The organism is Actinoplanes sp. TFC3 (assembly GCF_001553785.1).
Lineage (GTDB): Bacteria > Actinomycetota > Actinomycetes > Mycobacteriales > Micromonosporaceae > Actinoplanes.
The window spans coordinates 2,988,396-3,004,302 of the sequence record NZ_LOJP01000001.1 but is presented as its reverse complement, the minus strand read 5'-3'; the positions used below and the strand labels follow the sequence as shown (position 1 = coordinate 3,004,302).

17 protein-coding genes are annotated in these 15,907 nt (G+C 69.6%); 9 read left to right on the top strand and 8 right to left on the bottom strand.

What is annotated here, in order from left to right; translation table 11 throughout:
• Positions 1-70: 70 nt before the first annotated feature.
• Positions 71-1,570: a GGDEF domain-containing protein gene (locus TFC3_RS13355; protein ID WP_236718106.1), complete on the top strand. Its 1,500-nt coding sequence runs from the start codon at positions 71-73 to the stop codon at positions 1,568-1,570.
• A gap of 59 nt (positions 1,571-1,629) precedes the next feature.
• The gene (locus tag TFC3_RS13350) at positions 1,630-2,682 is read left to right on the top strand and encodes a glucose 1-dehydrogenase (protein WP_067499641.1); all 1,053 of its coding nucleotides are present in this window, start codon (positions 1,630-1,632) and stop codon (positions 2,680-2,682) included.
• A 19-nt stretch (positions 2,683-2,701) separates the two neighbouring features.
• Here the strand turns inward: TFC3_RS13350 and TFC3_RS13345 are convergent, their stop codons facing one another.
• On the bottom strand, positions 2,702-3,070 hold the full coding sequence (locus tag TFC3_RS13345; protein WP_067499639.1) for a hypothetical protein: 369 nt from the start codon (positions 3,068-3,070) through the stop codon (positions 2,702-2,704).
• Positions 3,071-3,149: 79 nt separating this feature from the next.
• Here TFC3_RS13345 and TFC3_RS13340 point away from each other — a divergent pair, with 79 nt between their 5' ends.
• Both TFC3_RS13340 and TFC3_RS13335 read left to right on the top strand, forming a co-directional pair.
• Positions 3,150-4,862, top strand: coding sequence for a GGDEF domain-containing protein (locus TFC3_RS13340; RefSeq protein WP_153040222.1), 1,713 nt, complete (start codon positions 3,150-3,152; stop codon positions 4,860-4,862).
• A 109-nt stretch (positions 4,863-4,971) separates the two neighbouring features.
• Positions 4,972-5,937, top strand: coding sequence for a hypothetical protein (locus TFC3_RS13335; protein WP_153040221.1), 966 nt, complete (start codon positions 4,972-4,974; stop codon positions 5,935-5,937).
• On the opposite strand, the gene TFC3_RS13330 is transcribed toward TFC3_RS13335, so the two are convergent.
• Both TFC3_RS13330 and TFC3_RS13325 read right to left on the bottom strand, forming a co-directional pair.
• Positions 5,934-7,004, bottom strand: coding sequence for a DICT sensory domain-containing protein (locus TFC3_RS13330; RefSeq protein ID WP_067499633.1), 1,071 nt, complete (start codon positions 7,002-7,004; stop codon positions 5,934-5,936). The two genes, TFC3_RS13335 and TFC3_RS13330, sit on opposite strands and share 4 nt — an antisense overlap.
• A 47-nt stretch (positions 7,005-7,051) precedes the next feature.
• Complete coding sequence (locus TFC3_RS13325; RefSeq protein ID WP_067499631.1) at positions 7,052-7,852, bottom strand: alpha/beta fold hydrolase; 801 nt, start codon at positions 7,850-7,852, stop codon at positions 7,052-7,054.
• Between the two features lie 145 nt (positions 7,853-7,997).
• Here TFC3_RS13325 and TFC3_RS13320 point away from each other — a divergent pair, with 145 nt between their 5' ends.
• Positions 7,998-9,089, top strand: coding sequence for an AI-2E family transporter (locus tag TFC3_RS13320; RefSeq protein WP_067506580.1), 1,092 nt, complete (start codon positions 7,998-8,000; stop codon positions 9,087-9,089).
• A 50-nt stretch (positions 9,090-9,139) separates the two neighbouring features.
• Here the strand turns inward: TFC3_RS13320 and TFC3_RS13315 are convergent, their stop codons facing one another.
• On the bottom strand, positions 9,140-9,886 hold the full coding sequence (locus TFC3_RS13315; protein ID WP_067499629.1) for a DUF2382 domain-containing protein: 747 nt from the start codon (positions 9,884-9,886) through the stop codon (positions 9,140-9,142).
• A gap of 96 nt (positions 9,887-9,982) precedes the next feature.
• Between TFC3_RS13315 and TFC3_RS37035 the strand changes: the two genes are divergently transcribed.
• Together TFC3_RS37035 and TFC3_RS13310 are read left to right on the top strand one after the other, a co-directional pair.
• Positions 9,983-10,198: a hypothetical protein gene (locus TFC3_RS37035; protein WP_153040220.1), complete on the top strand. Its 216-nt coding sequence runs from the start codon at positions 9,983-9,985 to the stop codon at positions 10,196-10,198.
• Positions 10,185-10,484 (top strand): hypothetical protein, encoded by a 300-nt coding sequence (locus TFC3_RS13310; protein WP_082772026.1) that lies wholly within the window; start codon positions 10,185-10,187, stop codon positions 10,482-10,484. Before TFC3_RS37035 ends, TFC3_RS13310 begins: the two co-directional genes overlap by 14 nt.
• A 65-nt stretch (positions 10,485-10,549) precedes the next feature.
• Here the strand turns inward: TFC3_RS13310 and TFC3_RS13305 are convergent, their stop codons facing one another.
• The 3 genes from TFC3_RS13305 to TFC3_RS13295 form a co-directional block, all read right to left on the bottom strand.
• Positions 10,550-11,293 (bottom strand): PRC and DUF2382 domain-containing protein, encoded by a 744-nt coding sequence (locus TFC3_RS13305; RefSeq protein ID WP_067499625.1) that lies wholly within the window; start codon positions 11,291-11,293, stop codon positions 10,550-10,552.
• 15 nt (positions 11,294-11,308) lie between these two features.
• Positions 11,309-11,977 (bottom strand): hypothetical protein, encoded by a 669-nt coding sequence (locus tag TFC3_RS13300; RefSeq protein WP_067499623.1) that lies wholly within the window; start codon positions 11,975-11,977, stop codon positions 11,309-11,311.
• 226 nt (positions 11,978-12,203) lie between these two features.
• Positions 12,204-13,100: a LysR family transcriptional regulator gene (locus TFC3_RS13295; protein WP_067499621.1), complete on the bottom strand. Its 897-nt coding sequence runs from the start codon at positions 13,098-13,100 to the stop codon at positions 12,204-12,206.
• A gap of 66 nt (positions 13,101-13,166) precedes the next feature.
• Here TFC3_RS13295 and TFC3_RS13290 point away from each other — a divergent pair, with 66 nt between their 5' ends.
• Positions 13,167-13,949: an inositol monophosphatase family protein gene (locus TFC3_RS13290; RefSeq protein ID WP_067499618.1), complete on the top strand. Its 783-nt coding sequence runs from the start codon at positions 13,167-13,169 to the stop codon at positions 13,947-13,949.
• Between the two features lies 1 nt (position 13,950).
• Positions 13,951-14,583: an NAD(P)-dependent oxidoreductase gene (locus TFC3_RS13285; protein ID WP_067499616.1), complete on the top strand. Its 633-nt coding sequence runs from the start codon at positions 13,951-13,953 to the stop codon at positions 14,581-14,583.
• On the opposite strand, the gene TFC3_RS13280 is transcribed toward TFC3_RS13285, so the two are convergent.
• On the bottom strand, positions 14,562-15,809 hold the full coding sequence (locus TFC3_RS13280; protein ID WP_067499614.1) for an Ig-like domain-containing protein: 1,248 nt from the start codon (positions 15,807-15,809) through the stop codon (positions 14,562-14,564). The two genes, TFC3_RS13285 and TFC3_RS13280, sit on opposite strands and share 22 nt — an antisense overlap.
• Positions 15,810-15,907: the final 98 nt, after the last annotated feature.

The window sequence follows — 15,907 nt, the reverse complement described above, 5'->3', positions numbered from 1 at the left end:
ACCGCACCGCACCTGTTGTGAACCGCAAAGCACACCCCAGCCGCGATGTGCTGAAGGCCGGAGTCGACGGGTGAGGAACGAGGACGTCATGGGCGGGCGCGCTGGGAAGCTGTTCGCCGTGCTGGCCGGGGTCTGCGTGGCGGGATACCAGCTTGTGCCCGAGTCCCCGTGGTGGAAATCTGCCTGGCAGATCGGCATCGGCTACGGCGCCGTGGCGGCCGTGCTGCTGGGGGCACGCCGGTTGGAGCCGCACCAACGCCTGCCGTGGTGGTGCTTCGCCTTCGGGCTCTTCGCCAACGCGTCCGGTATCGCGGTGGCGATCTACTCCTCCAAGGTGCTGCACGTCGACGAGTCCCCGACGCCGGCCGACCCGCTGTTCCTGCTGCTGTACCCGGCCTGCGCCGTGGGCTTCGCGCTGCTGATCAAGCGCCGCGAGCCGCGCCGCAACTGGGCCGCCATGGTCGACGCCAGCACGTTCACCACCGGCCTGGGCCTGCTGGCCTGGGTGTACGTGATCGAGCCGGCCGCCTTCGGGGAGCAGACCTCGCTGCCCGGCCGGATCATCCAGATCGCTTACCCGATCGGTGACCTGCTCCTGCTGGCCATGCTGACCCGGCTGGTGCGCTCGGGTGGCAGCCGCGGATCGGCGTTCTGGTGGATCACCGGGTCGGGCATCGCCTTCTTCGGCGGCGACACGACCTGGGTGGTGCTGGGCAACCTCGGCATCGACATCGACGACATCCGGGTGCTGCACCGCGGGGTCGACTCCATTTTCCTGATCGCCTTCTGCTTGTTCGCCGTCGCCGCCCTGCACCCGAGCGCCCGCGACCTGGACCGGGCGGCCGTGCAGCGGGCGCCGCGGCTGAGCACCGCCATGCTGGCCTCGCTGACCGTTGCCTCGCTGATCGCGCCGGCCGTGCTGGCCGTGCAGCTGTACACCGACACGCTCAACGACGGCGCGGCGATCGTGGCCGGTTCCACGGTGTTGTTCCTCCTCGTCGTGTTGCGCATGTGGCAACTGGTGCGCGAGGTCGAACGCCAGGCCGACCGGGTCCGCACGCTGTCGCGCGAGGACGAGCTCACCGGCTTGCCGAACCGGCGCGCCTGGAAGGACGAGATGCCCCGGGCCTTGGAGATGGCCCGGCGCGGCACCGTGGCGGTCACTATCGCCATGATCGACCTGGATCACTTCAAGCGGTTCAACGACAGCTACGGTCACCCGGCCGGCGACCGGCTCCTCAAGGACGCCGCGGCAGCGTGGGGCGCGGCCCTGCGCGAGGGCGACATCCTGGCCCGCTACGGCGGCGAGGAGTTCATTGCGCTGCTGCCCGATGCCACCGCCGGCGAGGCTGTTCACATCCTGCAGCGGGTTCTGCGAGCCACACCGCTGGGTCAGAGTTTCTCCGCCGGGCTGGCCTGCTGGGACGGCTCGGAGAGCCCCGAGGAGCTGACCGCCCGCGCCGACGCCGCACTGTACGAGGCCAAGGCCGCCGGCCGGCACCGCATCGTGACCTCCCAGCCGGTGGCCCCGGCGCCGGCCTCGCCAACGGCAGTGGTGGCGCAGCTTTAGTTTGCGCTGATCCTGGGTAGCCCCCGAAGGCCGAAATGTCTTCCTTTCAGGAGCAGCCCATGCGCGCGTTGACCGTCGAGCCGCTCAAGGCCGGATCCGCCGAGGTCCGCGAGGTACCCGATCCCGAGCCGGGGCCGGGGGAGCTGCTGGTCGAGGGGCTCGCGCTGGGCATCTGCGGCACCGACCACGAGATCATCGACGGTCAGTACGGCTGGGCGCCGCCGGGCCGCGACCGCCTCGTGCTGGGTCACGAGTCGCTGGGCCGGGTACGCACCGCGCCGCCGGACAGCGGGTTCGCGCCCGGGGACCTGGTGGTGGGCGTGGTGCGCCGGCCCGACCCGGTGCCGTGCGGGGCTTGCGCGCACGGCGAGTTCGACATGTGCCGCAACGGCGGGTACACCGAGCGCGGTATCAAGCAGATCGACGGGTACGGCAGCCAGCTCTGGAGCGTCGAGAAGGACTACGCGGTCAAGCTGGATCCGCGGCTGGAACAGGCCGGCATGCTGATGGAGCCGGCCAGCGTGGTCGCCAAGGCCTGGGACCAGGTCGAACGGGTCGGGTCCCGGTCGTGGTTCGAGCCGCAGCGGGTGCTGGTCACCGGGGCCGGTCCGATCGGGTTGCTGGCGGCGCTGCTCGGCGTGCAGCGCGGACTGGACGTGCACGTGGTCGACCTGGCCGCCGAGGGGCCGAAGCGATCGGCGGTGCAGGCGCTGGGCGCGCACTACCACAGCTCGGCCGTCGGGGACGTCACCGGGCAGCTCAACCCGGACATCATCATCGAGGCCACCGGGGTGCCGGACGTGGTGTTCGCGGCGATCGCGGGCACTGCTCCGTACGGCATCGTCTGTCTGACCGGGGTTTCCACTGTGGGCCGCAAGACCCGGGTGGATCTGGGGGCGGCCAACCGTGAGATGGTGCTGGAGAACGATGTGGTCGTCGGCTCGGTGAATGCGAACCTGAGCCACTACGATGCCGCGGCGCAGGCGCTGGCGCGGGCCGACCTCGACTGGCTTTCCCAGCTGATCACCCGGCGGGTGCCGCTGGACCGTTTCGAGCAAGCGCTGCAGTCCCGGCCCGACGACATCAAGGTGGTGCTGGAGCTGACGCAGTGAGCGGGCGGCCGGTCAGGTCTCATCGCCGCCCACGCAGAGTGCCCCCGGCAGCGGCGATCAGCACCGCGGCGGCTGCGGCGTCAGCCAGCGCCACGGTGCGCCAGCGCGAGGACAACGCGGCCAGGCCCATTTGGGAGCTTGCGTGCAGCGCGTCGACGCCGGCGCCGGCGGTCACCACCCGGGTGGTCGGTGCTGCGGCGGTCACAACGGCCTGCATCAGGTGGCGGGCGCCGAGCACCCGGGCCACGGTGAGCGCAGCGTCCGGAAGCGGCGGCCGGGCGCCGAGCCTGAGCAATCGCTGGGGCAGCAGGAGCAGGGCGGCACCGTACGCGGCCCGCGCCGTGCTGGTCATCCAGATTGTGCTGCCGGCTGGCCCCTTGTCGCTCACCGGGCCCGCATACCCGGTCGGCGGGTGGTCACACCTGGCGACCCCGCGTTGCCCCCGCAACTGACCATCCACAAGTGAGGTGACCGCTGGATCATTGCTGCTGATCGAGCCGGTGTGGTCCCGGGTGCGCGACCTGCTGCAGGCCGAGATCGGCTACCGTGCGCAACGGCTGACCGAGGGCGGGCTGGACTGGCTGTTCGCCGGGCTGTGCGACGCGGGCCTGGTCAGCGGCACCGCTACGAGGTCCGCTGACGCCGCTCGGCACTGGGACCAGCGCTCTTTGATCGCGGGTGAGGCGGGGCTGACCCCGATTGCAACCTGGCAGCGGCTCACCTCGGGCGGCAAAGTGCCGATCGAGGGCTACATGGTTCGTGTTTTGCCCAGCACCGGGTTCGTCCGATTGCGGTTGTTCGTCCAGCGGGACGTGATGCGCTCGTTGCGGTTGTTGTTCCTGATCTCGCTGCTCATCTGCGCGACCGGGCTGACCGTGCAGACCTACCACTCCGGTGGCGGGGCTGCCGTGACCGTGCTGTGCGCTGCGGTGCAGCTCTTCGGTTTCTCGCTGCGCATTGCCGAGTTCCGCCGGGCGCGGCCGCTGCCGGTCTGGGTCGACGTGCTCGAACTGGGTGCCGTGCTGCTGCTCTTGTCGCAGGTCAACGCGATCCAGCCGGTGATCAGCACGTTCTTCATGGCCGTGCTGTTTCGCGCCGCGATCGGCGGGCTGCCCCGGCTGCTGCTCTCGCAGGCCGGCTACCTGGGCATCTGGGTCATCGCCATCGTCATGCCGTGGCACATCGAAGCCGTCGCGGGAGCGATGCTCTCGCTGCCGACCACCAGCCTCATGGTGTACGGCACCCGCACCCTGATGGCCAAGCTGCAGGAACAGCACCAGGCTCGCAACGCCCTGCTCGGCAGCGTGCTGACCGAACTACCGTTCCCCGTGGTGGTCACCGACGCCGCCGGGGACGTGGCGCTGGCCAACCCGGCGGTGCTGAACCTCATCGGCTGGTCCGCCGACGACAAGCCCGGCCTGCGCGAGCTGCGGCTGGCAGACCTGGAGGGCCGCCCGGTCGACCTGCACGAGATGGCCGCGGCCAGCGCGGCCGGTGCCACCCGGGCCGAACGCGAGGTGCAGTTGATCCGGGCCGACGGCTCGAGCCTGCGGATCGTGGTGCAGAGCGTGCCGATGAGCGAGAGCCTGGCCGAGGGCGGCGGGGTGGTGCTGGCCCTGCTGGACGTGACGGCGCAACGCTCGTACGAGGAGCACCTGCACAACGCCGCCTACTTCGACCTGCTGACCGGGTTGCCGAACCGGCGCCTGCTGTTCGAGCGGCTCGGCCTGGCCCACAGCTCGGGCATCTCGTACGCCATGCTGCTGCTCGACCTGAACGACTTCAAAAGCGTCAACGACACCCGCGGTCACAAGGTCGGCGATGAGCTGCTGGCCGGGGTGGCCCAGCGACTCAGCACCGCAGTGGACGAGACGGCCACGGTGGCCCGGCTCGGCGGCGACGAGTTCGCGGTGCTGCTGCCCCACGCGGGAGCGGCCGAGGCGGAAACCGTGGCCCAGGCCGTACGAGCCTGCTTCACCGAACCCCTGCAGCTCAGCTGTGGCCCGGTGCAGAGCGGGGGAACGGTCGGTGTCGCGCTCGCGGCCCCCGGCCAAACCCCCGACAGGGTGATCGAGCGCGCCGACTATGCCATGTACCTGGCCAAGCCCGAGCACAAGCGACGATTCCGGACGGCCCAGAGTCCCCGCACCGCAATCACCGCCCCGCATCCGCCTCGATGACGTAGCCGCCGGTGAACCGCGCCGGCATCGGCTACCGCTTCCCACGCCTGGGCGGCGGGTACATCGACAGGGTCTCGACCCGCACTGTTGCCATAATGGTCAGCCTGCGATGAGGGGGAGTGGCGTGCGCCGGTGGCTGCGGGGGTTGTCGGCAATGGGGACGCTGGTGCTGGTGCTGGTCGCCGCGGGCTCGGCGCGGCCGCCGGCTTCGCGATCGCCCCTCGTGACGCTCGTGCCGGGCCAGGATGCCGTCTCAGGACCGGTTTGCGGGCACGCGCAGCCGGCAGACGCGCAGCCGGCAGACGCGCAGCCGGCAGACGCGGGGCCGGGCGTGCTGCCGGTCGACTGCGTCGCGGTGGCCGAGACCGCGCCGCCGCCCGCCGCTGTCCCCGTGACCTTCCAGACCGGCGCGGTGCCCGGATGTGTGACGGGCGAGCACCGGCCGTTTGTCGCGACGAGCACGCCGGCGCTCACTGTCGTCTTCGCCGCGAACGCTCAGCCCGCTGCCACCTTCGAGTATCGGGCGCTGGGCGACCCGGACAGCACCTACGCCGAACCCGCCACCGCCTTCGGCGCCACGGTGACAATGACGTTTGAGCCGGGCGAGCTCACGCCGGGGCACTCCTACCGTTGGCGGGCCGCTGGTTCGTCCGAGACCCTGGACGCCTCCCCGTGGTGCGAGTTCACAGTGGACGAAACGGCGCCGGATCTGAGCCGGGTCGCCGATGGCTCCCTGGACGCCTTGCAAGAGCTGGGACTAAGGCCGGAGAAGCGTTATCCGGTACGTCTGAAAGCCCGCCAATGGCACCACGTCCGCGAAGCCCTCGGACCCGACGGCCTGGACAACAAGCCCCTGGCCCGCGTCGTTGCCCGTTCGTCGGATGGCGGAACGGTGACCCTGACGGGCGCGGACTGGGCCGAGCTGACGGCTGATGTTGCACAGTGGGCAGACATCCTGGGGGAGAACGCCGCCGAGCAGGACCCGGGCACAGCAGAGGACGGCACCGCAACCTGGGCGGCCCGGCCCGGCCGGCCCTGGGCTGCGACCGCTGACTCGTTGCTGCGCAGGGCCTAGCCGTTGATCGTCACCACGGGGGCGTTGCGCTCCAGCGCCCACGCCAGCGCCTGCCGCAGCTCGTTCTCGGGTAGCGGCCGGCTGCGGGTGACGGTCAGGGCCACGGTCACCGTCGCCGACAGGAACGCGCTGCGCTGAGCGGCCTCGGCGAAGTCATTCACCAGCTGGTACGCGAAGGCCACCGCGTCGTCGTGGGACCGGGCGGGCAGGAACAACGTGAAGTCGTTGTCGCTGGCCTTCATGGCTCGGTCGGCCGGTCGGAGCCGGGTGACGAGCAGCTCGACGGCGGCTTGTTGCTGACGGGTGGCCGTACGCCCAATGGGTCCTTGCTGTCCCCCGGCCGCGTGCGTGATCCGCACCGCCAGCACCGCCACCGGCAGGACCCCTGAGGCGGTGACCCCTTCCGCCCCGGACCACTGCCGGATCCCGGGCTCATCGGCCAGATCGGTGGCGGGGTTCCGGGTGCGCAACCGGGTGTGGTCCCGTTCGGCCTGAGCGGCGAACAGGTGCAGCATCGCATCGGCGCGGCTCTCGCCGGGAGTTGCCGGCAGCTCGCGGACCCGGCCGACGACGGCTTCCACGGCGTCCTGCGCGGCCGGCGACAGGCGGCCGGCCAGCCGGTCGCGCAACCGGAGCACCTCGTGCAACGCCTCGTCGCGGCGCATGCTGGTGCGACCCGCGAACACCCGCCCACTTTCCAGCGTGGTGGTGCCGGGCTGGACCTCCTCCAGGTCCTCGGCCACCAGCAGGGCACCGAAGCGCGGGGTCAGCACAACCACGGTCCACTCCCGCGCCAGCTCCTCCTTCTCGTCGAGCAGCACGGCGTACGCGCCGGCCGGGACCTCGGGGGCCTGCGCGGCGACCAGCCCCACCACCGTGGCCGTGGCCTGCTGCGCGATGCGCTCGTACACCCGGCGTTCGCGGTCGAAGTACGGCAGCCGCTGGAACAACGCGATGACCACCATCGGTCCGTCCTCGGCCGCCGCCAGCGCCGCTTGTTCCAGCGCGTGCGAGACGGTCACCAGCGTTTTCTTGGTCAGCCGCCGGACGGCGGTGGGTTCGGGCACCGCAGCAGCTTAGTGACGCGCAAGTGGCGCCGCATCCGGTGGCGGCGTTACTTGCCGGTGAGGTAGCTCTTGATCGCCTCGACGGTTTCCTCGGGGGCACTCAAGTTGGGGCAGTGACCGGTGGCGTTCAGGACCACCAGGGTGCTGCCGGGCAGGCGCTCGTGGACGTACTCGCCGACGTTCTGCGGGGCGATGACGTCGTCGGTGCACTGCAGGATCAGCGACGGGGTGCGCACGCTGGCCAGATCTTTGCGGTTGTCGGACAGGAACGTGACGTGCGCGAACCGCTTGGCGATGTCCGGGTCGGTGGCGCAGAAGCTGTTGATCAGCTCGATGCTCAGCTCCGGGCGCTGCGGGTTGGCCATGATGATCGGGGCGATGACGCTGGACCAGCCCAGATAGTTGCTGTCGAGCGAGTTCATCATCTCGTCGATGTCGGACCGGGTGAAACCGCCGATGTAGTCGCCCTCGTCGATGTAGGACGGGGACGGCCCGATCAGGATCAGGTCGGCGAAGCGCTCCGGCTCGCGGATGGCCGCCAGCACGCCGATCATCGCGCTGACCGAGTGTCCGACGAAGATCACGTCGTACAGGTCGAGGTCGTGGATGATCGTGAGGACGTCGGAGGCGTAGCCATCCAGACTGGAATAGCGGGTTTTGTCGTACGAGCGCAGGTCCGACTTGCCCACGCCGACATGGTCGAAGAGCACCACCCGGTGGGTGGCCGTGAATGCGGGGGCGACCAGGCGCCACATGTTCTGGTCGCAGCCGTAGCCATGCGCGAACAGCATCGGCTGGCCCTGCGCAAGGCCGCCGACGTGGATGGCGTGTTTGTCTACCGTGTTCATCCGCGGATCACCATCACGCCACCATAGAAGCACGCTTCGTGAAAAGCCCACACATTCTGGCCGTCATCGGTTGCCGCCTTCGCTTGCGTTTGGTGCAGGTACCAGCGGGTAGCTCTGCGCGGTGAACAACCGTGACAATGCCGTCGTGGCCCGGCGGACCTTGATCGTGATAGGTCTGGTCCTCGCCACGATGCTTCTTCTCCTGCTGATCCGCGCCACCAGTCAGGTTCTGACGTGGATTGTGGTGGCGGCCTTCTTCGCCGTGGCGTTGCACCCCGCGGTCAACTGGGTGGAGCGCCGTGCCGCCTTCGGTAAGCGCTGGCTGGCTACCCTGCTGGTCTTCCTCCTGGCGCTGGTCCTGCTCGGTGGCCTGGCAACATTGTTCATCGTGCCGCTGATCCACGAGGGATCCCAGGTCATTGCCGATTTCCCGAAGATCGTCCAGGATGCCCGCTCCGGACGCGGTCCGGTCGGCGGCCTGATCGAGCGCTACAACCTGCTCGAGTACGCCCAGAACAACGCCGACCGCTTCCGTCAGTACGCCTCCGGGCTTGGCGGCTCGACCCTGTCGCTGTTGCGCGGGGCCGCAACCAGCGTGGCCGGGGTGGTCACGATCTTCGTGCTGGCGTACCTCATGGTTCTGGAAGCCCCCAAGGTGGTGCACGGTTTCCTCGCTCTGTTCGACGAGCAGCGTGCCGAGCGCATCCGCCGAGTCGGTCACGACTGCGCCAAGACCATCACCGGCTACATCACCGGCAACCTGCTGATCAGCGTCATCTGCGGGGCGCTAACCTACGCCGTGCTGGCGATTCTGGGCGTGCCGTACGCCGGTCTGATTGCCTTGTTCGTCGGGCTCGTCGACCTCATTCCCCTGGTCGGAGCCACGCTGGGAGCCGTGGTCGCCACGCTCGCGGCGTTCGTCGAATCCACCACGGCCGGCATCGTCGTCATCATCTTCTTCGTGCTGTACCAGCAACTGGAGAACCACCTGCTGCAGCCGTTGATCTTCGCGCGTACGGTCAAGGTGAACCCGCTGACCGTGCTGATTGCCATCCTGATCGCCGTGGAGGTGGCCGGCATCCTCGGCGCGCTGCTCGCGATCCCCGTGGCCGGCATCCTGCAGATCATCGCCCGCGACATCTGGGACACCCGGCGCGGCCGGTTGAAGAAGGAGCCGACGGTGGGCGAGGACCGGACCCCGGTCGACGGCCGCCCGGCTGCCTCCACCGGCCTCTGACGACCCCTCGGGGAGGCTGCCGCGGGGTGCGGAGCCTCCCTGGTGGGGGGTCAGCGGGTTCGGTCGTCGAACTCGATCTGCTCCTTGCGCACTTCGCCGCTGACCGTCTCCTGCTCGGTGACGGTTTGCTTGTTGAGCCGCACGCGCTCGACCGGCACGGCCTCGGTGTCCACGACGGGCCGCTCTGCGTGCAAGGTGAGTTCGTGCTCCTCCTCGGAGATCTCCGGGCCGTCCAGTGCCTTGCCGATGGTGGCGTCGGTGATCGGCTCACGCTCCAAGGTCGCCTCTTCGTGCATGACCGGTACGGTGGCCGACTGCTGCTCGGTGACTACGTACTTACGCAACCGGGCCTTGCCGGCCTGCTCGGAGCGGGTGCCCGCGACAAGGTGCTCCTCCGAGCGGGTCATCGCGGTGTCGGTCGAGGGCCCCGAGGTGTCGTGCCCGGTGCCGGTGCTGCTGAAGTCCTGCCGGCCGGACGTGGAACCGGAGTTCTCGCCGTAGTACGTGTACAGCTCCTGCTCCTGGGCCGGGCTCAGGTCGCCATCCACGTCGATTCGCGGTGCGTCCTTCACCTGCGCCTTGCTGAACGGCACATCGAGCCGGTCGCCCGAGAGGCTGGCCCGCTGCAGGGGCGCGAAGGACTCCTTGGTTCCGAACAGGCCGGTCCTGATCGAGACCCAGGCGGGGGAGTTGTCCTGGCTGTCCAGGTAGACCTGGCCAACAGAGCCGATCTTGTCGCCGTCGTTGTCGTACGCGTCGGCGTTGAAGATCCGCTGAAGGTCGTTCTGGGTGATCATGAGGTCTTCCTTCGTGGCTGCGTCCGGCCGCTGCGGGCAGGTGACGGCACCGCCGGCCAGACGTGGAAAGGGGGAGTGGACCGTTTCTTGATCCGGATGACGCATGTTGTCGTCAGCGTGCCCGGACGTTTAGCTCATAAACGTGAGGCGCCGAATATCGGGGTGAAAACCGATAAACAAGCGCCGGAAATCACGCGAAGTGGCGATATCCAGTCTATTCATGATTGGCTCCTGCCGGACTGGAAACACATTCCCCGACAGGTTGTCCCAGCGATGATGACGATGTGGAGCTATTCCGATGCGTATTCGTAAGAGCATGGCCGCCCTGACCCTGACCGCCGCGGCTGCCCTTGGTGGTTTGACGCTTGCCGGGCCTGCCGCGGCGACGACCCCGCAGGGTGGACTGGTCAACGTGTACGCCCAGGACGTCCTGAGCGGCAACCAGATCATTCTGCTGCAGAACGTCCCGGTCAGCGCGGCCGCCACCGTGTGCGGCCTGACGACCAATGTGCTGAGCAACGAAGTGCTTTCCGGCAACCACGCCGTTTGCCTTGCGAAGAACACCCCGGTCACGACGTCGTGGGTGTCCTTCAGCTGATCACCGGCACCGGATTGCACCGGCAGGCCCGCTCACCGATGAGGTGGCGGGCCTGCCGGTGCAATTTATTTGGTGTCGTCCTGCAACTCGATGCGTTCCTGGCGCACCGGGCGGCTTACCGTTTCCTCGCCGGAAACGGTTTCCTTGCGCATCCGCACCCGTTCCACGGGGACGGACCTGGTTGTCACCACGGGCTCCTCGGCCCACAGAATCATTGCGGAATCGTCGTCGTCGTCGGCTGGGCGGCGATCGTCGGTGGCGGCGACGCGGTTCTCGCCATCGTGCGCGGGCTCGTGCTCCAGCCGTACCTCTTCACGGGTGACCGGAACGGTGACCTGCTTCTCCTCGGTGACCACATACTTGCGCAGCCGCGCCTTGCCGATCTCCTCGGTGCGGGTGCCGCGCGGCACCAGCCTTTCCTCCGAGCGGGTCATGGCGTCGTGGTCGTGTTCGTCGTCGTGGTCCTCCGAGCCTGAGCCCGAGCCGGCCGCTGTGTCGGAGCCGGGGCGGTAGTAGCGGTACAGCTCGTCCTCGTCGGCCGGGCTGAGTTCGCCGTCCTGGTCGATGCGCGGGGCTTGCTTGACCTTGTCCTTGGCGAAGGGCACTTCGAGCCGATCGCCGTCCAGGGTGGCATCCTGCAGCGGCACGAACGATTCCTTCTTGCCGAACAGCCCGGTGCGCACGGCCACCCACGCCGGGGCGCCGGTGTCGTTGTCGAGATACACCTGCCCGGCCGAGCCGATCTTGTCGCCGTCAGTGCTGTAGACGTCGGTGCCGTACACGTGGCGCACGGAATCTCGGTTGATCATGGGTTTGCCTCCTCCTCAGCGTCCGAGCCCGGCCTGGTCGACCCGGCGGTGGTAGCGCATGCCGGCCAGCCCGCCCAGGATCGCGCCCACCAGCGCGGCGATCAGGGCGATGATCACGGCCACGACACTGCCGGTGGTGACGTTGCCGCCGCCGATCGGCAACCGCGGGAACCCGCCGATGCGGTCCAGCAGGTCGTACTTGTCGCCCAGGGCAGCCCCGGCGACGGCCACGATCACTGCGATCACGATCGCCCAGATCCAGACGGCGATGCCCTGCTTGACGCCGCTGAAGCGGGCCATGCGCCCGGCGACGTAGCCGCCGCAGAAGTAGGCCACCAGGATCACCGCCAACAGCGTGAGCCCACCGGCGATGCCGATGGTTTTGGCATTGTTCTGCGCATCGCTGCTGTCGGCGCCGGTGGCGATGCCCACGGTGGCGCCGGCCGCCACGAGCACGGCGGTGAGGATGACGGCGGTGCCGGTGGCGGTCAGCCAGCCGAAGAACGCCGAACCCCACTTGATGCCGCCGAAGCGGTCCTTCTCGCGAGCCAGCACCTCACGGCGGTCACTGGAGGCGACGCTCGCGCCGCTGCGCTGCGCCGGGGCTGGCTGGTCGGCCGCCCGGGCCCCAGGAGCCTCGGGAGCCGTGGTCGCGGGATCCTTGCGCGCTGGCGATGTACTCATGACAACTCCGACCCGGTCGTAGCGCCGGCTCGCGTGAGCCGTGTGGCTGACAAGGTGCCCGGTGCCTATGCCGGTAAACGCCCCGATCGTCGCGGCCGCCGGGCTGGCCCCGCGGGGCCACAGGCCCGGGTGAAGCCAAGGTGCGGCAGAAAAGTTCGTGCAAGGGTGTAACAGCTTCCCGTCTTCGTACAGGTAGAGGATCTGAGCCCCGCCGGACAACGCACGCTCAGGTCAGGGTTGCTTGCAGGGCGGCCCCGACCTGGCTGCGCAGCCACGCGTGGGCGGTGTCGGTGTCGTAGCGCTGGTGCCAGCTGCACACGATCGGCGGCTGCGGGACCTCGACCGGCAGCGGCTCGGTGACCAGGCCGAACGCGTCGATCAGCGGTCGCCAGGTGGCCTGCGGCACGGTCAGCAGGCTGTCGCTGCGGTTGATCAGGTGCATGGCGGTGGCGGCGGTGGCCACGGCGGCGAGGACCCGGCGGCGCAGGCCGTGCGCGGCGAGGATGTCATCGACGGCGTCGGTCAGCCGGCCGCGACGCGAGACCAGGACGTGCGGATGCGCTGCGTAGGCGGCGAGATCGAGCTTCCCGCCGTACGGATGATTGCCGCGCCGGACCACGACGACGCGATCGCGGCCCACGGTCTCGGTCCGGAACTCCGGCTGGCTGGGCCCCGAGGCGCCAATCTCCAGGTCGGTGCGGCCGTGGCGCAGGTCGTCGGTGTCGAACGCCGGCTCGGCCAGGAACCGCACCCGCACCCCGGGCGCCACCCGCATGATCGTGGCCAGCAGCGGCGGGGCGAGCGACGTGGCGAGCGCGTCGTGGCACTGCAGCGTGAAGGTGCGTTCGAGATCGGCCAGGTTCAGCTCCCGGCTGGGGGCGAGCACCGTGGCGGCCTGCCGGACGAGATCACCCACCTGCTCCCGGACGGCCAGCGCGTACGGCGTGGGGGTCATCGTCCGCCCGGTGCGCACCAGGATGTCGTCGCCGGTGAGCCGCCTGATGCGCCCGAGCGAGCGGCTCACCGCGGGCGAGGACAGCCGCAACCGGTCCGCAGCACCCTGCACGCTGCCCTCTTCCAGCAGCGCGTCGAGTACGGTCAGCAGGTTCAAGTCCAGTTGCATGTCAGTAAATTGTAGCCTGACAAGGATGCACTGGACTTAGTCGCCGGGCGGCTCGAAGCTTGGTTCATGAGCAACAAAATCCTCGACACCGTGACCGAAGCAGTACGCCAGGCGGCGCTGCGCGTCGTGCAGAACACCCGGCCAACCACCGCGGCCGCTCTGATGTCCGCGCTGCAGGCCAACGACCGGGCCGTTGCCGATGTGCTGCGGTCCGCGCTGAGCGCCGCGCTGCCCGGCGCCGGCTGGACCACCGACGAGCACGCGAGCGGCCCGATGCCCGCCGGCGACTGGTGGGTCATCGACCCGGTCGGCGGCAACCTCAACGCGGTGCACGGGATGCCCGACTGGAACATCGGGGTCAGCCTGGTCCGCGACGGCCGTCCCACGCTCGCCGTGGTGCATGCCCCGGCCGCGGGCGAAGTGTTCACGGCGGTTGCCGGCGGTGGCGCGTTCCTCAACGGCGTACCCGTGCACGTGTCGGGCAAGACCGACCTGACCGTCGCGCTGACCGGCACCGGCCAGGCCAAGCCCAACCGCGACGCCACGCACGCCCACCACGTCGGCGCGGCCATCGCGGCGATGATGGAGAACGCCCTCTACGTACGCCAGTCCGTGCCGGTCAGCCACCAGCTGACCCAGGTCGCCGCCGGGCGCATGGACCTGCACTGGCAGTTCGAAAACCTGCGCTCGCACATCGCCCCCATCCTCATCGCCCAAGAGGCGGGCGCCACGGTCACCGACCTCGACGGCAAGCCGTGGCAGGTCGCCAGCGACGGGTACCTGGCCGCTGCCCCGGGCCTGCACGCCGCCGCGCTGGCCGTGCTCTCCTGCGCCGCTGGGGAGCGCTGACATGCAAATCACTGTGCTGGCCGCCTCGGGGGCGACCGGGCTGGAACTGACCCGTGAGGCGCTGCGGCGCGGGCACACCGTCGCCGCAGTCGCCCGCACGCCCGAGCGCATCACCGTTCCCGACTCGCCGCGGCTGATCCGGGTGGCCGCCGACGTGCGCGATCGCGGTGCCATCGCCGAGGCGCTGGACGCTCAGGAGGTGGTGCTGTCCGGGCTGGGCAACGTGCGGGGAGCCGCGCCCGGCGTGCTGACGGCCGGCGCGCGGGCGGTGATCGCGGCCAAGCCGCAGCGCATCATCTGGCTCGGCGCGTTCGGGACCGGACCGTCGGCGGCAGCCGCCGGAGCCGTCACCCGGCTGCTGCTGAAGATGCTGGGCGACGAGGTGGCGGACAAGGTCGCCGCGGATCGGGCGGTGCTGGACGCCGGGGGCACGGTGTTCCACGCCGGGCCGCTGTTCAACGGGCCGCTCAGTTCCACCGTGCACACGGTCGGGTTGGCCGCCGCCCCCAAGCGGCTGATCCCGGCGCGGATCAGCCGGGCCAGCGTGGCGGCGGCGATGCTTACCGAAGCCGAGGAACCGGCGTTTGCGGGTGCTGTGGCCGTACCGGTGAATCAGCTTCCGTATTTGTCGTAGGAGACGGTCCAGTCGCCCAGGCCGTTGTCGATGGACAGCGATTTGGGGGTGTTGCGCACGTCGACGACGTCGCCGAGAATGACGTTGTCGTAGACCCACTGCGCGTCGGCGTTGCTCAGGTTGATGCAGCCGTGCGACAGGTTGGCCCGGCCGAGCGAGTTGTTCCAGGGCGCCGCGTGCAGGAATTCCCCGGAGTAGCTGATCCGGGTGCACAGCTTGACTTCCTCGGGGTCGTAGTAGTTGGGGTCGTTCTTGTCGGTCAGGCCGTAGCTGGCCGAGCTCATGGTGTGCGTGGCTTCCTTGCTCAGCACCACGTGCGGGCCCTCGTTGGTCCAGAAGTGCAGCTGCCGGCCGTCCTTGTCCCGGCTGTAGCCGCCGCGGCCGTTGCTGCACGCCATGTCACGCACCAGCTTGCCGTCGATGTACACCCTGGTGCGGTGGGCGGCGTTGTCGGAGACCGCGAGCAGCTGACGACCGATGGTGAAGTGGGTCTTCTCGGCCACCGCACCGTAGACGCCGTTGCCGAGGTGCACCCCAAAGGCATCGACGCTCACCGAGATCTTGGTGCCCTTCTTCCAGTACCTGGCCGGGCGCCAGTGCACGATCGAGTCGCTCACCCAGTGGAACTTGCCCTCCACCGCGGGGGTCGTCTCGATGGTGATCGCCTTCTCCGCCGCGGCCTTCTTGCTGATCGAGCGGCCGAAGGCCACGATGACCGGCTGGCCCATGCCGTACGTGCCGCCGGTGCGCAGCGCCACCATCCCGTTGGCCTGGAACGTGGTCCCCGCGACCCGCTCCGGCTTGAGGGTGCTGAACGTGGAGGTCTTCTTGACCTCCGCACCCAGGCTGTCCACGACCGTCGCGGTCACCGTGTACTTCTTGCTGTAGGCGAGCTGCCCGGTCGAGCGCCACGAGGTCCCGTCGGCCTGCACCTCGCCGATGACCTTCTTGCCGCCGGTGGTCACGGCAACCGACGTGAGCTTGCCGCCGCCGACGGCCACCGTGACCGGCTCCGTCGGCGACACCTTCGTGGTGCCCGCCTTGGGGCTCACGGTCAGGCTGATCGGCTCGGGGGCGGCCGAGGGCGAACTCCACGTGCCAAGTGCGGCGTCGTCGCTGACCGGCTGGGGGCTGTTACCGGGGCTGCTGGGTGAGGAGCAAGCCGCGCTCGCCAGGCCGGCCGCTGCACCGAACGCGCCGAGAATGACGCTACGTCGCTGAACCATGACTCGCTCTCCGGCTGGGGGATGGGATCCGCTACCAAGACGCTTGCGGGGGCCGAGCGGTTGCACGCGATACCAGGCTTTCTCGGCTCACTAGTCTC

Excerpts from the sequence above, each read along its gene's own strand:
- TFC3_RS13280 (WP_067499614.1), bottom strand. The coding sequence starts at position 15,809 with ATGGTTCAGCGACGTAGCGTCATTCTCGGCGCGTTCGGTGCAGCGGCC.
- TFC3_RS13295 (WP_067499621.1), bottom strand. The coding sequence starts at position 13,100 with ATGCAACTGGACTTGAACCTGCTGACCGTACTCGACGCGCTGCTGGAA.
- TFC3_RS13285 (WP_067499616.1), top strand. The coding sequence starts at position 13,951 with ATGCAAATCACTGTGCTGGCCGCCTCGGGGGCGACCGGGCTGGAACTG.
- TFC3_RS13290 (WP_067499618.1), top strand. The coding sequence starts at position 13,167 with ATGAGCAACAAAATCCTCGACACCGTGACCGAAGCAGTACGCCAGGCG.
- TFC3_RS13335 (WP_153040221.1), top strand. The coding sequence starts at position 4,972 with ATGAGGGGGAGTGGCGTGCGCCGGTGGCTGCGGGGGTTGTCGGCAATG.
- TFC3_RS13315 (WP_067499629.1), bottom strand. The coding sequence starts at position 9,886 with ATGATCACCCAGAACGACCTTCAGCGGATCTTCAACGCCGACGCGTAC.
- TFC3_RS13325 (WP_067499631.1), bottom strand. The coding sequence starts at position 7,852 with ATGAACACGGTAGACAAACACGCCATCCACGTCGGCGGCCTTGCGCAG.
- TFC3_RS13305 (WP_067499625.1), bottom strand. The coding sequence starts at position 11,293 with ATGATCAACCGAGATTCCGTGCGCCACGTGTACGGCACCGACGTCTAC.
- TFC3_RS13300 (WP_067499623.1), bottom strand. The coding sequence starts at position 11,977 with ATGAGTACATCGCCAGCGCGCAAGGATCCCGCGACCACGGCTCCCGAG.
- TFC3_RS37035 (WP_153040220.1), top strand. The coding sequence starts at position 9,983 with ATGACGCATGTTGTCGTCAGCGTGCCCGGACGTTTAGCTCATAAACGT.
- TFC3_RS13350 (WP_067499641.1), top strand. The coding sequence starts at position 1,630 with ATGCGCGCGTTGACCGTCGAGCCGCTCAAGGCCGGATCCGCCGAGGTC.
- TFC3_RS13310 (WP_082772026.1), top strand. The coding sequence starts at position 10,185 with ATGCGTATTCGTAAGAGCATGGCCGCCCTGACCCTGACCGCCGCGGCT.